A 17,311-nucleotide genomic window follows, 5' to 3' on the forward strand; every position below is an offset into this window, starting at 1 on the left:
CCAGACGCTCGCCGCTCTGGTGGGCCGCGCATTACGGTATCGAGATCTAACCGCCACCGAATTGTGCGCGCGTGCCTGTCGCGATGTGGTCTCCAGCAGGTGGAGCATGAAATCTGAGCCCGTATGGAAAGTACCGGTGCCGGCTAGGAGGCCGTCGTGAGCAGGTTTACCGACAACATGTTCCGTAGTGCCCGGGAGTCGTCCAAGGGCATGGTTACCGGTGAACCGCACGCCCCCGTCCGACACACCTGGGGCGAGGTCCATGAACGCGCCCGGCGCATCGCCGGCGGGCTGGCCGCGGCCGGGGTCGGCCCGGGAGACGCGGTCGGGGTGCTCGCAGGCGCCCCGGTCGAAATCGCTCCCACCGCCCAGGGCGTGTGGATGCGCGCCGCCAGCCTGACCATGCTGCACCAGCCCACCCCGCGGACCGACCTGGCGGTCTGGGCCGAGGACACCATGACCGTCGTCGACATGATCGACGCCAAGGCCGTCATCATCTCCGACCCCTTCATGGCAGCCGCGCCGGTGCTGGAGGAGAAGGGTCTGAAGGTGGTCACGGTCACTGACCTGCTGGCCGCCGAGCCGATCGACCCGGAAGAAGCCGGTGAAGACGATCTGGCGCTGATGCAGCTGACGTCCGGGTCGACCGGGTCGCCGAAGGCCGTGCAGATCACCCACCGCAACATCTACTCCAACGCCGAGGCGATGTTCATCAGCGCCGAGTATGACGTCGAGAAGGACGTCATGGTCAGCTGGCTGCCGTGCTTCCACGACATGGGCATGATCGGCTTCCTGACCGTGCCGATGTACTTCGGCGCCGAGCTGGTCAAGATCACCCCGATGGACTTCCTGCGGGACACCCTGCTGTGGGCCAAGCTGATCGACAAGTACAAGGGCACCATGACCGCGGCCCCGAACTTCGCCTACGCGCTGTTCGCCAAGCGGCTGCGCAAGCAGGCCACGCCGGGACAGTTCGACCTGTCCACGCTGCGGTTCGCGCTCTCGGGTGCTGAGCCGGTGGAGCCGGCCGACGTCGAGGACCTGATCGATGCCGGTAAGCCGTTCGGGCTGAACCCGGCCGCCATCCTGCCGGCCTACGGCATGGCCGAAACGGTGCTGGCGGTGTCGTTCTCCAAGTGCGGCGCGGGCCTGGTGGTCGACGAGGTCGACGCCGATCTGCTGGCCGCGTTGCGCCGGGCGGTGCCCGCCACCAAGGGCAACACCCGGCGACTGGCCTCGCTGGGGCCGCTGCTGGAGGGCATCGAGATCCGGATCGTCGACGAGCACGGCAATTCGTTGCCGCCGCGCGGGGTCGGCGTGATCCAGCTGCGCGGCGAGCCGGTGACCCCGGGCTATCTGACCATGGCGGGCTTCCTGCCGGCGCAGGACGAGCACGGTTGGTACGACACCGGCGACCTGGGCTACCAGATGGAGGACGGCCACGTCGTGGTGTGTGGCCGCGTCAAGGACGTCATCATCATGGCGGGCCGCAACATCTACCCGACCGACATCGAGCGGGCTGCGGGCCGGGTCGAGGGTGTGCGCCCGGGCTGCGCCGTCGCGGTACGCCTGGACGCCGGGCACTCCCGGGAGACGTTCGCGGTCGCGGTGGAATCCAACGCCTGGCAGGACCCTGCCGAGGTACGCCGCATCGAGCACCAGGTCGCCCATGAGGTGGTCACCGAGGTCGACATGCGGCCCCGCAACGTGGTGGTGCTCGGGCCGGGCAGCATCCCCAAGACCCCGTCGGGCAAGCTGCGCCGGGCCAACTCCGTCGCCCTGGTCACCTAGCGCGCCTGCCGCGTTTCCTCTTTCCGCGAGGGTGCGTGTTTGTACGCCGACACGCCGGAATTTGCCGTACAAACACGCACACTCGCGGGAGGTGGCGGGCCCGTTAACCCCAGGCGTGCACGACGTTCTGGGCCGGTTCCAGCCCGAGCTCGATCAGCAGCTCGGTGGCGTCGGCGGCCTGCTCGCAGATCGTGGGCAACTCGTCGCGCTCTTTGGCGGTGAATGCCTGCAGCACGAACGCCGCCGGATCCTGGCGGCCGGGCGGCCGGCCGATCCCGAAACGGACGCGCTGAAAGTCCTTGCTGCCCAACACGGTCGCGACCGAGCGCAGCCCGTTGTGACCGCCCTCGCCGCCGCCCTGCTTGAGCCGGATCCGGCCGAAGTCCAGGTCGAGGTCGTCATGAATCACCACGACGCCGCCGGTGGGCACCGAATAGAACTTGGCGAGTGGGCCCACCTGGCGGCCCGACTCGTTCATGTAGCAGCGTGGTCGCGCCAGCACCACCGAGCGCCCGCTCAGGCGCCCGGTGGCCACGTCGGCCCCCGACTTCTTGTGCAGCTTGAACGCCGACCCGATCCGCTCGGCCAGCAGGTCGAGAACCATGAAGCCGACGTTGTGCCGGGTGCGGGCGTAGTTCGGGCCCGGGTTGCCCAGGCCGACCACCAGTATCGGCGGTGACTCGGCCACGCCGTGCTCGGCCTACTCGGCCTCGCCGGCTTCGGCCTCGCCGGCCTCCGCCTCGGCTGCCTCGCCCGCGGCTTCGGCTTCGGGCTCCTCTTCGGCCCGCGGCTCGACCACGTTGACCAGCAGCAGGTCCGGGTCGGACACCAGCGTCACGCCCTTGGGCAGCTCCAGGCTGCCGGCGGTGAACTGGGTGCCGGCCTCGGCGCCCTCGATGGAGACGGTCAGCTGCTCGGGGATCGACAGCGCCTCGGCCTCGATCTCCACGGTGGTGGCGTCCTGGGTGACCAGGGTGCCGGACATGGCGTCGCCCTCGATGACGACGTTGACCTCGACGACGACCTTCTCGCCGCGCTTGACCACCAACAGGTCGGCGTGCTGGATGGTGCGACGGATCGGGTGCACGTCCAGCGCCTTGGTCAGCGCCAGCTGCTCCTTACCCTCGATGTTGAGGGTGAGCACCGCGTTGGTGCCGGAGTGGCGCAGCACGGCGGCGAAGTCGTGGGCATTGAGCTCCAGGTGCTGCGGGTCGGTGCCGTGGCCGTAGAGGACCGCGGGGACCTTGCCTTCGCGGCGGGCCCGCCGGGAGGCGCCCTTACCGGTCTCGGTCCGCACCGAGACGGTGAGCTGGTTGGTGGTCTGGGACTTGGCCATCGGAACTCCTTGGTTGCTGCGGCGTGCATGAGGCACGGCCAGATCGCGACAACCATCCAGGAGGTCCTCGTCGATAACGGCGGCCGAATTGGGGGGCCGCCCTCGCCGTGACGCCTGGTCAGGCTAGCGCATCCGCACCTCAGAGCGGAAATTGAACCCCGGTGAGCTGCGCAGACAGCTCCCACAGCCCGGCGGCGGTGGAGCCGCGCTTGGCCAGCAGGCTGCGGCCCACCGACCCGGTGCGGCCGATGAAGGCGAACCGCGGACCGACGAAGGTATTGCCGGACAGATCCTGGGACGCGGCATACAGGGTTTGGCGTGCCCCGAAATCGGGACTGGTGGCCAACAGGCCGTTGCCGAGCGTGCGCATCAGCACGTCGCCGACCCGATTGCCGGTGTGGCCCTGCAGGTTGGTGCTCGAGTAGCCGGGGTGGGCGGCCAGCGCCCGCAGGGGTGAGCCCACCGCCACCAGCCGGCGCTGCAGCTCGCTGGTGAACAGCAGGTTGGCCAGCTTGGACTGGCCGTAGGCCAGCCATGCCGAATACCGCCGCGACTCCCAGTTCAGGTCCTTGAGGCTGACGTAACCCATCCGGTGCATGAACGACGACACCGTCACCACCCGGTCGGTGAGTTTGGGCAGCAGCAGGTTGGTCAACGCGAAATGTCCCAGATGGTTGGTGCCGATCTGGCTCTCGAAACCGTCGACGGTCTTGGCGTAGGGCACGGCCATGATCCCGGCGTTGTTGATCAGCACGTCGACCCCCGGTGTCTCGTCGGCGAACCGCCGCACCGACGACAGGTCCGCCAGATCCAGGGCACGCACCACCACGTTGCCGGGCATGCCCGCCGCTGCGGCCTGGCCCTTGGCGGTGTCGCGGACGGCCAGGGTGACGGCGGCGCCGACGCGGGCCAGCTCGCGTGCGGTGACGGCGCCCAGTCCGCTGTTGGCGCCGGTGACCACAACGGTGCGGCCGGCGAAGGACGGTAGATCGGCGGCGGTCCAAGAGCTCATGGCTGCCACCCTAGATCGCTGCGGCGCTCAGTTGCAGTTGTTGGCGTGCACCCAACGCCCGTTGTAGCCCACGCAGGTGTTGACCGGGGGAGGTGGCGGTGGCGGAGGTGGCGGCACGTCTTCGGGCAGCGGCGCGTAGTAGGACGGCGGGGGCACCGGGTCGGCGCATCCGCTGACGTAGACGCGGCGGCCCACACCGACGCAGCCCTGCGCCGTGGCGCTGCCGGCCGGTGTGAACACGACGACGACGCCCGGCAGGCTGGTCAGTGCCAGTGCGGCGATGACCCAGATCCGGCGTGTCATCACTGGTCCAGCAGCGGGCGCTCGGGTTGGGGCAGTCCGCAGCGGGCGCGGAAGTCAGCCAGCGGCTGGCGCAGCGCCAGCAGGTCGGCGTGGGCTTGTGGTTTGTCGGCGAAGAAGCTGCGAATCGCCTCGGGCACTTCGTCGTCGGGCCGGTTGCGCAGGTCGGTGTAGAACTCGTTGATGTCGGGATGCGCGTAGAGGTATCCGGATGTCGACGCGGCGACCCCGGTCAGCACGTTGGCCATGTCGGCGGCGGTGCAGCCGGGCGGGTCTGCCAGCGCCACCGGTGCCAGCAGGCCGGTAGCGACTGCGGCGACGCCGAGGCCCGCAAGGCTCAGTGAGGACAGGCGAACGAGGGACATCGCGGAACTCCCTTCAGGCGGGTGCGTCACTTTAACAAGGCCCGGGGCCGGTGGGGACTCACTTCGCGGCGACGGTGAACCCCTTCATGATCGCCTCGACGTCGGTGGCATGTTTGGGCGCCTCGTCGGCCGGGGCGGTGACCGCCAACTGCACCAGGTAACGCTGTTCCGCCGGCCCCGAACCGGTGGCGATCACCATCCGGAACCAGCTGTGCAGGCGCTGGCCGTCCATGTCGTAGGTGCCCTGCACCATCGAGGACGGGAAGCCTTGGTAGTCCTCGTTGGAGGCGTCCAACAGCCGGAAGTTCGGCGAGAGCTGGGCGTCCACCACACCGTGGCGGATGGCTTCTTTCGAGTCGAAGTTCCCGTTGAGCTTGACCACACTCAAGATCGCCCGCGGGAACTTCTCGCCCTTGCCCAGGACCAGAGTGGTGGCCGGCAGCATCGGGTTTTCTTTCTTCGTCCAGCCCGGCGGCGTCGGGATCGACACGGTCAGGTCGGTCGGTGCGTTGGGGGCCACCGCCTCAGCGGCCACTCCCTGGTCCTCCAGGTAGCGCCCCACGGTGACCGGGGCCTCCGGCTCCGATGAGGTGGTGGTCGTACTGCCGTTGCCCCAAATCGAGTGATAGTCCGGGGTTTTGGCGCCGCACCCCGACGTTGTGCTCACCACGGTCGCGCATGCCAGGGCCGCGGCGGCCAAGCGCAGCGGGGTCACAGGATCTCGCGGACCGCGTCAATCGGACGGGCCAGCCGGGTGCCGTTACCGGTGACGACGAACGGCCGCTGGATCAGGATCGGGTTGGCGGCCATCGCATCGAGCAGTTCGTCATCGGTTGCATCGGCCAGGTTCAGCTCGGCGTACACCGCCTCGCCGGTGCGCACCGCGTCGCGCACACCGATCCCCGCGGCACGGATCATCTCCGCCAGCTCCGCACGCGACGGCGGGGTCTTCAGGTACTCCACGACCGTCGGCTCGATACCGTTCTCGCGCAGCAGATCCAGCGTCTTGCGTGAGGTCGAGCAGCGCGGGTTGTGATAGACCACCGCGTCAGCCATGTCAGGCGTCTCCGTCGAAAAGGCCGGTGACCGAGCCGTTTTCGAACACCGCGCGGATGGTGCTGGCCAGCAGCGGAGCGATCGACAGCACGGTCAGCTGCGGGAACCGCTTGTCCTCGGGGATCGGCAGGGTGTTGGTGACGATCACCTCGCTGGCCCCGCAGGCCGCCAGCCGCTCGGCGGCCGGGTCGCTCAACACCCCGTGAGTGGCGGCGATGATCACGTTGCGGGCGCCGTCTTCGCGCAGCAGGTTGACCGCCGCGGCGATGGTGCCGCCGGTGTCGATCATGTCGTCGATCAGCACGCAGGTCTTGCCCGCCACTTCACCGACCACCCGGTTGGACTTGACCTGGTTGGGCACCAGCGGGTCGCGGGTCTTGTGAATGAAAGCCAGCGGTACGCCACCTAACGAGTCCGCCCACTTCTCGGCGATGCGCACCCGGCCGGAGTCGGGGGAGACCACCACGACATCGGAGTTGCCGTAGTTTTCCTTGATGTAGCCGATCAGCAGCGGCTGGGCCCGCATGTGGTCCACCGGGCCGTCGAAGAAGCCCTGGATCTGGTCGGTGTGCAGGTCCACGGTGACGATCCGGTCGGCGCCGGCCGTCTTGAGCAGGTCGGCCACCAGGCGCGCCGAGATCGGCTCACGGCCGCGGTGCTTCTTGTCCTGGCGGGCGTAGGGGTAGAACGGCAGGATCGCGGTGATCCGCTTGGCGCTGCCGCGCTTGAGCGCGTCGATCATGATCAGCTGTTCCATCAACCATTGGTTCAGCGGCGCCGGGTGCGACTGCAGCACGAAGGCGTCGCAGCCCCGCACCGACTCGTCGAAGCGCACGAAGATCTCGCCGTTGGCAAAGTCCCGGGCGGTCTGCGCCGTCACTGGTACGTCCAGTTCCTTGGCGACCTGATCAGCCAGCTCCGGGTGCGCACGACCAGCGAAGAGCATCAGGTTCTTGCGATTGTCTGTCCAGTCGTGGCTCACGTGCTGCCCCCGCCGTAGGAGATTGTGGATTTCGGTCGAGTTAACTCGGGCCTTATGGTACGTAGCCCGGTGCGTGGTTTCGTCTCGGGCTGCCTCAACGCGATCAACCTCACGATGACCGATCGGGTGGAGTGTGCCCGGATTCTTCGGCGCTGTTCGCGGCGTCGGCCGCCGCGGCGGCCTGACTGCCGGGCCGCTTGCGCTGCACCCAGTTCTCGATGTTGCGTTGCGGGCCGGCCGAGACGGCCAGTGCGCCCGGCGGCACATCGTGGCGCACCACGGTCCCGGCGCCGGTGTAGGCGCCGTCGCCGATGGTGACCGGTGCGACGAACATGGTGTCCGAGCCGGTGCGCACGTGCGAGCCGACCGTGGTCCGCCGTTTGGTCTGGCCGTCGTAGTTGACGAACACGCTGGAGGCGCCGATGTTGCTGTGGTCGCCGATGTCGGCGTCGCCGACGTAGGTCAGGTGCGGAACCTTGGTCCCGGCGCCGATGGTGGAGTTCTTGGTCTCGACGAACGCGCCCAGCTTGCCGTCGGCGCCCAGCACGGTGCCGGGGCGCAGATAGCTGAACGGCCCGACCGTGGCGCCGGCGCCGACCGACGACGAGGTGGCGTGGCTGCGGATCACCGACGCGCCGTCGCCCACCGTGACATCGGTCAGAGTGGTGTCGGGTCCGATCATGCAGTGCGCGCCGACGACGGTGCGGCCCAGCAGCTGGGTTCCGGGCGCGACGGTGGTGTCGCGCCCGATGGTCACGTCCACGTCGATCCAGGTGGTGGTGGGGTCGACGATGGTGACGCCGGCCCGCTGGTGGGTGGCCACCAGGCGGCGGTTGAGTTCGGTCGCCAGCGCGGACAGTTGCACCCGGTCGTTGACGCCGGCCACCAACGCCGCGTCGTCGACGTGGCGGGCGTGCACCACCTGGCCGTCGCCGCGGACGATGCCGATCACATCGGTGAGGTACAGCTCGTGCTGGGCGTTGTCGGAGCCCAGCCGGCCCAGCGCGGAACGCAGCGCGGCGATGTCGAAGGCGTACACCCCGGCATTGACCTCGCGGATCTCCCGCTGCGATTCGGTGGCGTCGGCCTGCTCGACAATGGCCGTCACTTCACCGTCCTGGGTGTGCAGGATGCGGCCGTAGCCGGTGGGGTCGGCCAGCGTGGTGGTCAGCACCGTGACCGCGGCAGGGGCGGTGCGATGGGTGTCGATCAGCGCCTGCAGCGTGGCGGTGTCCAGCAGCGGGATGTCGCCGGAGGTGACGACGACGGTGCCGGTGAAGTCGTCCGGCAGGGCGGCCAGGCCGCACAGCACCGCGTGCCCGGTCCCGAGCTGCTGGTCCTGCAGCGCGATGTCGATGGGAAAGTCCAGGGCCTGCGCCAGCTCGGCGACCGGCCCGGTGATGCGCCCGTGCTCGTGGCCCAACACCACCACCAAGTGGCGGGGCCCGACGCCGGCGGCCGCGGACAGGCAGTGCGCCAGCATGCTGCGCCCGCCCAGCTCATGCAGCACTTTGGGGGTGTCGGAGACCATCCGGGTTCCGGCCCCGGCCGCCAAGACGATGACGGCGTCCTGCGTATCCGGGCGCGACTTGGGGGTACCTCCCGCTTGCGGGGGAGCGTGTTTGTGCGTCGACACGCCGCCTAGCCTGTCACTCTGCGCACGTTCGCGGCAAAAAGTAAGAGCAAATCCGTGAGCTCCGTCGCCAGGACTCGAACCTGAACTATCTGAACCAAAATCAGAGGTGCTGCCGATTACACCACGACGGATCGGTGTTCCGCAGTGACTCTAGTCCAACGGACTACCCTGGTCGCGTGGCTGGTCTGGACAAGGACGGCCGGGCGCCTCGAGCCCGGATGACAGGTAGCGAGCGTCGTCACCAACTCATCGATGTCGCCCGCTCGCTGTTCGCCGAACGCGGTTATGAGGGCACCTCCATCGAGGAGATCGCGCAGCGCGCCAACGTGTCCAAGCCCGTGGTCTATGAGCACTTCGGTGGCAAGGAGGGGCTTTACGCCGTGGTGGTCGACCGCGAGATGTCGGCATTGCTGGACGGCATCACCACGTCGTTGACCAAGGCCACCAACAACCAGTCCCGGCTGCGGGTGGAGCGCGTCGCGCTGGCCCTGCTGACCTACGTCGACGAGCACACCGACGGATTCCGCATCCTGATCCGCGACTCTCCGGCGTCGATCAGTTCCGGCACCTACTCGACCTTGCTCAACGACGCGATCGGCCAGGTGTCGTCCATCTTGGCCGGCGACTTCGCCAAACGCGGCCTGGACCCCGAGACCGCGCCGCTGTACGCCCAGGCGTTGGTCGGTTCGGTGTCGATGACGGCCCAGTGGTGGCTCGACGTACGCGAACCCAAGAAAGAAGTGGTGGCCGCGCACCTGGTCAACCTGTGTTGGAACGGATTGACTCACTTGGAGTCCGATCCGACCCTGCACGACGAATAAGCTCGAATACCGAATTGCCCGCACCGATGGCTGGGCGTAACTTGTTTAACATGAGTACACACAGCTTGCGTGAGTTGCGCGCACGGCTTGGTGTCATCGTCCGCGAGGTGGCCACCACCGGTGAAGAGGCGATCATCACCGACAGTGGAACCGAGATCGCCGTCCTGATTTCGATGGCCGACTACGAACGGCTGCACGAACACGCCGACGTCGCCGACGCACTCCGGCTGCGAAGCGTTCGGGAGCACGAGTTCACCACGATGTCATTGGGCGAGATGCTCGACGCACTGGGTGTGGACGCCGAGGCATTCGTCGCGTCGTGAGGGTCGAATTCCACCCTGACGTCCTCAAACAGCTGCAACGTCTGCCGCGCGACGCGTTCGAGACCGCATTACAGGCGATCATTGCCCTCGCTGACGATCCGCGTCCGGTCGGGGCGCGAAAGCTCGTCGGCCCGCACCACGATTGGCGTGTCCGGTTCGGGCAATACCGCATCATCTACCAGATCGACGATGCCGCCGGTGTCGTCATCATCTTCGCCGTCGTCAAGCGCAGCGATGCGTACCGCTGAATAATGCGGCGCCGCCTGCCCTCGGGTTGACCAGTGCCGCAACGTGAATCGGGCAGCGCCTAGAATTGTCCACATCATGACCGCACCGGGGTACCAGACTGTCCAAAACCCGATTGCGGGCCTCGTAGACCTGGCGCTGGGCGCGCCCGCCTTCGCCGAACTCATCGAGCGCGCCGGCGACCCGCCCGCCGAACTCGCGCTGGTGGGCCCGGTCGGAGCGCGTCCGTTCACCGCGGCAGCCCTGGCCCGCAGCAGCGCGCTGCTGGTGGTCACCGCCACCGGCCACGAAGCCGACGACCTGACCGCGGAGCTGCGCGGGGTGTACGGCGACACGGTGGCACTGTTTCCGTCCTGGGAGACGCTGCCGCACGAGCGGCTCTCGCCCGGGGTGGACACCGTGGGCGCCCGCCTGCTGCTGCTGCGCCGGCTGGCCCGCCCCGACGACGCCCGGCTGGGGCCGCCCCTGCGCGTGGTGGTGACCACGGCCCGGTCGCTGCTGCAGCCGATGACCGGCCAACTGGACGCGATCGAGCCGGTCATGCTGGCCGTCGGTGACGAGATTCCGTTCGAGGCGGTGATCGCCCGGTTGGTCGAGCTGGCCTACACCCGGGTGGACCTGGTTGGCAAGCGCGGCGAGTTCGCGGTCCGCGGCGGGATCCTCGACCTGTTCCCCCCGACCGCCGAGCATCCGGTGCGCGTCGAGTTCTGGGGTGACGAGGCCACCGAGATCCGGCCGTTCTCGGTGGCCGATCAGCGCTCCATCCCCGAGGTCGAGGTCGGCACAGTGGTCGCGGTGCCCTGTCGGGAGCTGCTGCTCACCGACGAGGTCCGGGCGCGCGCGGCCGAGCTGGCACGCGATCAGCCGCACGCCGACAACGCCGTGTTGGGCACCGTCGGCGACATGCTGGCCAAGCTGGCCGAGGGCATCCCGGTCGACGGCATGGAGGCGCTGGGCCCGGTGCTGCGGCCCGGCCCGCAGGCGCTGCTGACCGATCAGCTGCCCGCCGGTACCCCGGTGCTGGTCTGCGATCCGGAGAAGATCCGCGCCCGCGCCGCCGACCTGATCAAGACCGGACGCGAATTCCTGGAGGCGTCCTGGTCGACAGCGGCGATCGGCGGTGAGGCGCCGATCGACATCGAGCAGCTCGGCGGATCGGGATTCCGTGAGTTCGCCCAAGTGCGCCAGGCGGCGCTGGACACCGGGCATCCGTGGTGGACGCTGAGCCAGCTGCCCGACCCGGAGGCGGTCGAACTCGATGTGCGCGCGTCGCCGTCGGCACGGGGGCGGCAGCGCGACATCGACGAGATCTTCGCCATGCTGCGGGCGCACATCGCGACCGGGGGGCGTGCCGCGGTGGTGGCCCCCGGCGTCGGCACGGCGCGGCGGATCGTGGAGCAGCTGGCCGAATCCGAGACTGCGGCAACACTGTTGGATGCGGGTGCCGCGCCGCAGCCCGGCGTGGTCGGGGTGCTGAAGGGCCCGCTGCACGAGGGTCTGATCATCCCGGGCGCCAACCTGGTGGTGGTGACCGAGGCCGATCTGACCGGCAACCGGGTGAGCGGGCCGGAAGGCAAGCGGCTGGCAGCCAAGCGCCGCAACGCCGTCGACCCGTTGGCGCTGACCGCCGGCGACCTGGTGGTGCACGACCAGCACGGCATCGGCAAGTTCGTGGAGATGACCGAGCGCACCGTCGGCGGGGCGCGGCGCGAATACCTGGTGCTCGAGTATGCGTCGGGCAAACGTGGAGCCAACGGGACCGACAAGCTCTACGTGCCGATGGACTCCCTGGACCAGCTGTCCCGCTACGTCGGCGGCCAGGCCCCGGCGCTGAGCCGGCTCGGTGGCAGCGACTGGGCCCAGACCAAGACCAAGGCCCGCAAGGCCGTCCGCGAGATCGCCGACGAACTCGTCGCGCTCTACGCCAAACGCCAGGCTGCGCCCGGCCACGCGTTCGCCCCGGACAGCCCGTGGCAGGCCGAGATGGAGGACGCCTTCGGGTTCACCGAGACCGTCGACCAGCTCACCGCGATCAGCGAGGTCAAGGCCGACATGGAAAAGCCCGTCCCGATGGACCGGGTGATCTGCGGCGACGTCGGCTACGGCAAGACCGAGATCGCGGTGCGAGCGGCGTTCAAAGCCGTCCAGGACGGCAAGCAGGTCGCGGTGCTGGTGCCCACCACGCTGCTGGCCGATCAGCACCTGCAGACGTTCAGCACCCGGATGGCCGGCTTCCCGGTCACCGTCAAGGGGCTGTCGCGGTTCACCGACGCCCGAGAATCCAAGGCGACTATCGACGGCCTGGCCGACGGCTCCGTGGACGTGGTGATCGGCACTCACCGGCTGCTGCAGACCGGGGTGCGCTGGAAGGACCTCGGCCTGGTGATCGTCGACGAGGAACAGCGGTTCGGCGTCGAGCACAAGGAGCACATCAAGGCCCTGCGCACCCACGTCGACGTGCTCACCATGAGCGCCACGCCGATCCCGCGCACCCTGGAGATGAGCCTGGCCGGCATCCGGGAGATGTCGACGATCCTCACCCCACCCGAAGACCGCTATCCCGTGCTGACCTACGTCGGCCCGCACGATGAGAAGCAGGTCGCCGCGGCATTGCGGCGCGAGCTGCTGCGCGATGGCCAGGTGTTCTACGTGCACAACCGGGTCAGCTCCATCGACGCGGCCGCCGCCCGGGTGCGTGCGCTGGTGCCCGAGGCCCGGGTCGTGGTCGCGCACGGCCAGATGCCCGAGGAAATGCTGGAAACCACGGTGCAGGGCTTCTGGAACCGGGAGTACGACATTCTGGTGTGCACCACGATCATCGAGACCGGCCTGGACATCTCCAACGCCAACACGTTGATCGTGGAGCGTGCCGACACCTTCGGGCTCTCCCAGCTGCACCAGCTGCGGGGCCGGGTGGGCCGCAGCCGGGAGCGCGGCTACGCCTACTTCCTCTATCCGCGGGAGAGCCCGCTGACCGAGACCGCCCACGACCGGTTGGCCACCATCGCCCAGAACAACGAACTCGGCGCCGGGATGGCGGTGGCGATGAAGGACCTGGAGATCCGCGGCGCCGGCAACGTGCTGGGGGTGGAGCAGTCCGGGCACGTCGCCGGGGTGGGCTTCGACCTGTATGTGCGGCTGGTCGGCGAGGCCGTCGAGGCCTACCGGGCGGCGTTCAACGGCGAGACGATCACCACCGAGGAGGTCAAGGACGTCCGGATCGACCTGCCGGTCGACGCGCATCTGCCGCCGGAGTACATCAACTCCGACCGGCTGCGGCTGGAGGCCTACCGACGGCTAGCCGCTGCGCCCGACGACGCCGCGATCAACGCTGTCATCGATGAGCTGACCGATCGCTACGGGCCGCTGCCCGAGCCGGCCGGGCGGTTGGTGGCGGTGGCCCGGCTGCGGCTGCTGTGCCGAGCAGCCGGGATCACCGAGGTGTCGGCGGCGTCGGCGACCACGCTGCGGCTGGCCCCGATGACGTTGCCGGACTCCGCCCAGTTGCGGCTCAAGCGAATGCATCCGTCGGCCAGTTACCGCGCCACCACCGCCACCGTGCAGGTGCCGATCCCGCGGGCCGGCGGCGGCGTCGGCGCGCCCCGCATCCGCGACGTCGAACTCGTCCAGATGGTGGCCGATCTGATTTCCGCGCTGGACGGCAAGCCGCAGGGTCTCATCGACGTCACCGGCGCGGCGCCCGCAGTACGGTAACCACGATGACCGTCGTCCTGGTGGACCCCCGCCGGCCCTCGCTCGTGCCGGTCGAAGCCCTCGCGCTGCTTGCCGGTGAGGTCGCCTACACCGAGGAACTGCCGATCGTGGTGCCCTGGTCGTTGCCGGCCGCACGATCGGTGCTCTCAGACGTGCAAGCGCCCGTGCTGTTGTCTTCGGACCGCAACCATCCCGACGTGGTTGCCCGCCTGGAGGCCGGCGAAGCCCTGATCGCGGCGCCGGATGCGCCGCCGGGGGAGCGGCTGATCGACGCGGTCGCGATCATGGACCGGCTACGCACCACCGGCCCGTGGGAGAGCGAACAGACCCACGACTCGCTGCGCCGGTTCCTGCTCGAGGAGACCTACGAACTGTTCGACGCGGTCCGCAGCGGCGACGCCGACGAGCTGTGCGCGGAACTCGGCGACGTGCTCTTGCAGGTGCTGTTCCACGCCCGCATCGCCGAGGACGCACCGGAGAACGCGTTCGGCATCGACGACGTCGCCGACTCGCTGCTGCGCAAGCTGATCAATCGGGCGCCCGCGGTGCTCGCCGGCGAGGAGATCTCGCTTGCCGAGCAGGTGGCGCAGTGGGAAGAGCGTAAGAATCTCGAGAAGAAGTCGCGTGACTCGATTCTCGATGACGTGCCGACCGCGCAGCCGGCCTTGGCGTTGGCCCAGAAGGTGTTGCAACGGCTCGCCCGCGCCGGCGTGCCCACCGACCTGATCCCCGAGGCCGTCACCACCGTCACCGTTGCCGCCGGCATCGATGCGGAAAACGACTTGCGGACAGCGGTTTTGGAACTCATGGATACCGTCCGTGTGGTGGAGAAGCGGATCATCGGGGAGCCCGATGAACAGCAGTGGCGCGCCCATTGGCCGGCGACGGACGAGGAGGCTTACGAACCGCTCGCCGGGCCCGATTCGCCTCAGGAGGGGAAGTAGATCACCTGGTTGGCGAAGATCGTGGCAGGTTCGCTGATGTGGTTGGCGGCCGCGACGACCGACGTCCGGGTATCCAGATCGACGTCGCCGTACTCCTCGCGGCACAGTGACGTCAGCGTATCGCCGGCGACGTGATGGCGCCGGTTGAGGCCGGGGACGATGAGCACCTGACCCGGGTCCGGTTCGGTGTTCGCGGGAAGGTTGTTCGCCAGCCCGATCACGATCGCGAGGTGGTCGTCGCCGTACCACCGGGCGGCCAGCGCCTCGAGGCTTTCCCCGGCTACGACCGTGTGATGTCCGACGTCGGTCAGATCGGGGATGTGCAGCCAGGCGCCCAGGTGAATCTCGCGCTGCGCGACCCCGTTGACGATCTCCCAGATCAGCTGCACGTTGGTGTCGTCGGTGCCGTAATACTGCTGGGTGATCGCCTGTCGTGATGCGGTGGAATCGGATGCGGTGACGAAGTGTCGATACGTCACGTACGGGATAAGCAGCTGCTGTCCCGACACGATCAGATCCGGGTTGGCGAGGTGGTTCTGCTTCGCGATCACCGGGTACAGGGTGCTGTCGCCGTACTGGCGCCGGGCTAGGGCGAACAGGGTGTCGCCTGGCTGGACTTGGTAGGTCTTCATGGTTGTCACTTCCTCCTGGGGGCCGCTAGGGAACCCGTAGGATCTGCCCGACCCGGATCACGTCGGGATCGTCGATGCGGTCTCGGTTGGCGATGAACAGCCGCTGCCACAGATTGCCGTCGCCGTAGCGGTCCTGCGCGATCGTGAACAGCGTGTCGCCGGCGACGACGCGGTGCAGTGAGAAGCTGTGGAAGGGCTCGCCCAGCAGCGGACGCCCGAAGGTCAGCGGCACCGAGACTGTGAAGTCGTTCTCGGGTAGCCCGCTGGGGTTGTCCGAGTGGACGGTCAGCACCCCTTCGGCCGTCGCGGGCAACGGGTAGCTGACCGGAAAGTCGAACAGGGTGTACCCGAATCCGGTGTTCGGCACGAACATCGGCGTGACGGTCGTCAGAACGGTACCTTTGTGGTCGGTCAAGATCGCCGAGCCGACGACACCTTCTACGGCGGCCCCGAGTCCGCACAGGACGAAGCTGTCGCCGACAATATCGAACGGTTGCGGACTGCGAACCGTGAGTCGCGGTATCTCGTGCATGGCAGGAATCCTTTCCCCAGGTTGGGTCTCCGCCATCCTGCGGCGGTCCCCGTCAGCCACGCACGGGTAGCGCACTACTCCATTCGCGTCCCGCGCCGGTCTTCATCTACCTGGACCGCCAAGGATTGTCGAGTAGTCGGATACGCGTGTCGCGGCAGGCCGTTGGCGTGGAGCATTGGTCCCGACAGGCTTCGCGCCGACCGTCCAGTCTCGGGGGCCGGCTGATCACAAGGAGGCACGGCCATGCCGATGTGGGTCGAAACAGCTGGCGCCGCAACGCCTTCCCCGGTATCGCTGGTGAACCGGCGCTGCCACCTGGGGAACTACCCCAAACAAGCCATCCCGTCGGTAACCGTGCACAGCGAGGTGATCGCCTATGCGTCACCGGACTCCACGTACGCGGTGACCAAGAAACTCTTCGACGCCGCCACACGGTCGATCCTGATCGGCATCTACGACTTCTCCGCCTCCTACATGAAGCAGCTCGTGCTCGACGCGCTGGCACGCGGAGTCACGGTGTCGCTCATGCTCGACATCGACAGCGCGGCGGAGACAAGGCTTTTCCGTGAGCTCGTCGATATGGGCGTGGTGGGGGTGCCCGCGCCGTCCTGTGCCAACCCCAGCGTTCACGTCTTCGCGTCGTCGCACGAGAAGGTCATTGTGATCGACGACGAGTGGACGCTGGTGCAGAGCGGCAACTACAGCACCAATTCCATCCCGCTCAACGAAACCGACGGCGGTGGCGGACCCGCGTTCCGCACCGGTAACCGAGACGCGGGGTTGGCGATTCGCTCCCGGGAGCTGGCCGCGCTGTTCACCCAGATCCTGACGCGCGATATGGCCCGGGTGACCGCAGGTGCCGGCCAAGTGACCGGCGAGCCGCCGGAACCGGGGATGATCCTGATCGAACGAGCCCCGACACAACGTCCGTCGCAACTGTTTCCCAGCCGTGTGTTCGAGCTCGACGCGCCGTTGACCATCCAGCCGGTGCTCAGCCCCGACAACTACCTTGATGTCGTACCCGATCTGATCCGCACCGCAACCAGGTCCATCGTCATTGAGCAGCAGTACATCAAGGCTGATCAGCCACATGTGCGGCTACTGCTGGACGCCGTCACGGCGGCGCGGCGACAACATCCGGAGCTGGATGTGCGCATCGTCCTCGGCAAGATCTTCGACCGCGGAGATCTGCCGCGTGAGCACCAGAACCTCGATGTGCTCGCCAGTGACTATGGCCTCAAGCTCGACGCCAATATCCGCTACATCAACACCGACCAGTTGGTGCACTGCCACAACAAGATGATCGTGATCGATGGCGCTGCGGCGTTGGTGTCCTCGCAGAACTGGTCCGATTCCGCGGTGACCAAGAACCGTGAGGCCGGGCTGTGGGTTCCGCACCCGGGTATCGCGCAATACTTCGAGCAGATATTCGAGACGGACTGGGACAGTGCGTTCACCAGCCCCGAACAGGGCCTCGGGCAGACTCCGGTGACGCGCGCCGCGCTGGGCGCCGGCGGGTTTGTGCGCGTCGAACCCGCCGACTACGACGAAGTATGAGCCGGCAGTGCTGCTTTCGCGTAGTCGGCTACTCGTGACCGGAGCCGACGCCGACGTCCAGCAT

General features: G+C 68.2%; 18 protein-coding genes and 1 tRNA gene. 7 read left to right on the forward strand and 12 right to left on the reverse strand.

Going from position 1 to position 17,311, the window contains the following annotated elements:
* Window positions 1–156: 156 nt before the first annotated feature.
* Window positions 157–1,791, forward strand: a complete 1,635-nt coding sequence (locus K3U94_RS05320; protein ID WP_047317327.1) for a fatty acyl-AMP ligase — start codon at window positions 157–159, stop codon at window positions 1,789–1,791.
* Between the two features lie 103 nt (window positions 1,792–1,894).
* Here K3U94_RS05320 and pth read toward each other — a convergent pair whose 3' ends face one another.
* From pth to K3U94_RS05370, 10 genes are all read right to left on the reverse strand, one after another.
* Window positions 1,895–2,479: an aminoacyl-tRNA hydrolase gene (gene pth / locus K3U94_RS05325; protein WP_047317326.1), complete on the reverse strand. Its 585-nt coding sequence runs from the start codon at window positions 2,477–2,479 to the stop codon at window positions 1,895–1,897.
* 12 nt (window positions 2,480–2,491) lie between these two features.
* The gene (locus tag K3U94_RS05330; protein WP_220695815.1) at window positions 2,492–3,127 is read right to left on the reverse strand and encodes a 50S ribosomal protein L25/general stress protein Ctc; all 636 of its coding nucleotides are present in this window, start codon (window positions 3,125–3,127) and stop codon (window positions 2,492–2,494) included.
* A 139-nt stretch (window positions 3,128–3,266) separates the two neighbouring features.
* Window positions 3,267–4,139: an oxidoreductase gene (locus K3U94_RS05335; RefSeq protein ID WP_220695816.1), complete on the reverse strand. Its 873-nt coding sequence runs from the start codon at window positions 4,137–4,139 to the stop codon at window positions 3,267–3,269.
* Window positions 4,140–4,166: 27 nt separating this feature from the next.
* Window positions 4,167–4,442 carry a hypothetical protein gene (locus tag K3U94_RS05340; RefSeq protein WP_220695817.1) on the reverse strand — a complete coding sequence of 92 codons (276 nt, stop codon included), beginning with the start codon at window positions 4,440–4,442 and terminating at the stop codon, window positions 4,167–4,169.
* A complete protein-coding gene (locus K3U94_RS05345; RefSeq protein WP_220695818.1) occupies window positions 4,442–4,804 on the reverse strand; it encodes a heme-binding protein in 363 nt (120 codons plus the stop codon). Before K3U94_RS05345 ends, K3U94_RS05340 begins: the two co-directional genes overlap by 1 nt.
* 58 nt (window positions 4,805–4,862) lie before the next feature.
* A complete protein-coding gene (locus K3U94_RS05350) occupies window positions 4,863–5,519 on the reverse strand; it encodes an LpqN/LpqT family lipoprotein (protein ID WP_047317321.1) in 657 nt (218 codons plus the stop codon).
* Entirely contained in the window at window positions 5,516–5,860 is a 345-nt protein-coding gene (gene arsC, locus K3U94_RS05355) for an arsenate reductase (glutaredoxin) (protein ID WP_220695819.1), read from the reverse strand. Before arsC ends, K3U94_RS05350 begins: the two co-directional genes overlap by 4 nt.
* Before the next feature lies 1 nt (window position 5,861).
* Complete coding sequence (locus tag K3U94_RS05360) at window positions 5,862–6,842, reverse strand: ribose-phosphate diphosphokinase (protein WP_047317319.1); 981 nt, start codon at window positions 6,840–6,842, stop codon at window positions 5,862–5,864.
* A gap of 109 nt (window positions 6,843–6,951) precedes the next feature.
* On the reverse strand, window positions 6,952–8,478 hold the full coding sequence (glmU, locus tag K3U94_RS05365; RefSeq protein ID WP_267878349.1) for a bifunctional UDP-N-acetylglucosamine diphosphorylase/glucosamine-1-phosphate N-acetyltransferase GlmU: 1,527 nt from the start codon (window positions 8,476–8,478) through the stop codon (window positions 6,952–6,954).
* Window positions 8,479–8,537: 59 nt separating this feature from the next.
* Window positions 8,538–8,609: transfer RNA gene (locus K3U94_RS05370), tRNA-Gln, on the reverse strand.
* A gap of 87 nt (window positions 8,610–8,696) precedes the next feature.
* On the opposite strand from K3U94_RS05370, the gene K3U94_RS05375 reads away from it, so the two are divergent.
* The 5 genes from K3U94_RS05375 (at window position 8,697) to K3U94_RS05395 (ending at window position 14,526) form a co-directional block, all read left to right on the forward strand.
* Window positions 8,697–9,299: a TetR/AcrR family transcriptional regulator gene (locus K3U94_RS05375; protein WP_024442510.1), complete on the forward strand. Its 603-nt coding sequence runs from the start codon at window positions 8,697–8,699 to the stop codon at window positions 9,297–9,299.
* A 50-nt stretch (window positions 9,300–9,349) separates the two neighbouring features.
* Window positions 9,350–9,622 (forward strand): type II toxin-antitoxin system Phd/YefM family antitoxin, encoded by a 273-nt coding sequence (locus K3U94_RS05380; protein WP_220695820.1) that lies wholly within the window; start codon window positions 9,350–9,352, stop codon window positions 9,620–9,622.
* Window positions 9,619–9,870, forward strand: coding sequence for a type II toxin-antitoxin system RelE family toxin (locus K3U94_RS05385; RefSeq protein WP_220695821.1), 252 nt, complete (start codon window positions 9,619–9,621; stop codon window positions 9,868–9,870). The genes K3U94_RS05380 and K3U94_RS05385 overlap by 4 nt, the downstream gene beginning before the upstream one ends.
* A 76-nt stretch (window positions 9,871–9,946) precedes the next feature.
* Window positions 9,947–13,582, forward strand: coding sequence for a transcription-repair coupling factor (gene mfd, locus K3U94_RS05390; protein WP_220695822.1), 3,636 nt, complete (start codon window positions 9,947–9,949; stop codon window positions 13,580–13,582).
* Window positions 13,583–13,587: 5 nt separating this feature from the next.
* A complete protein-coding gene (locus K3U94_RS05395; protein ID WP_220695823.1) occupies window positions 13,588–14,526 on the forward strand; it encodes a nucleoside triphosphate pyrophosphohydrolase in 939 nt (312 codons plus the stop codon).
* Here the strand turns inward: K3U94_RS05395 and K3U94_RS05400 are convergent.
* Both K3U94_RS05400 and K3U94_RS05405 read right to left on the reverse strand, forming a co-directional pair.
* Window positions 14,511–15,158, reverse strand: coding sequence for a LysM peptidoglycan-binding domain-containing protein (locus K3U94_RS05400; protein ID WP_220695824.1), 648 nt, complete (start codon window positions 15,156–15,158; stop codon window positions 14,511–14,513). The genes K3U94_RS05395 and K3U94_RS05400 overlap by 16 nt on opposite strands.
* Window positions 15,159–15,183: 25 nt before the next feature.
* Window positions 15,184–15,690, reverse strand: a complete 507-nt coding sequence (locus tag K3U94_RS05405) for a LysM peptidoglycan-binding domain-containing protein (protein ID WP_220695825.1) — start codon at window positions 15,688–15,690, stop codon at window positions 15,184–15,186.
* 243 nt (window positions 15,691–15,933) lie between these two features.
* Here K3U94_RS05405 and K3U94_RS05410 point away from each other — a divergent pair, with 243 nt between their 5' ends.
* Window positions 15,934–17,247: a phospholipase D-like domain-containing protein gene (locus K3U94_RS05410; RefSeq protein ID WP_220695826.1), complete on the forward strand. Its 1,314-nt coding sequence runs from the start codon at window positions 15,934–15,936 to the stop codon at window positions 17,245–17,247.
* Window positions 17,248–17,311: the final 64 nt, after the last annotated feature.

Source organism: Mycolicibacter heraklionensis (assembly GCF_019645815.1).
Taxonomy (GTDB): domain Bacteria; phylum Actinomycetota; class Actinomycetes; order Mycobacteriales; family Mycobacteriaceae; genus Mycobacterium; species Mycobacterium heraklionense.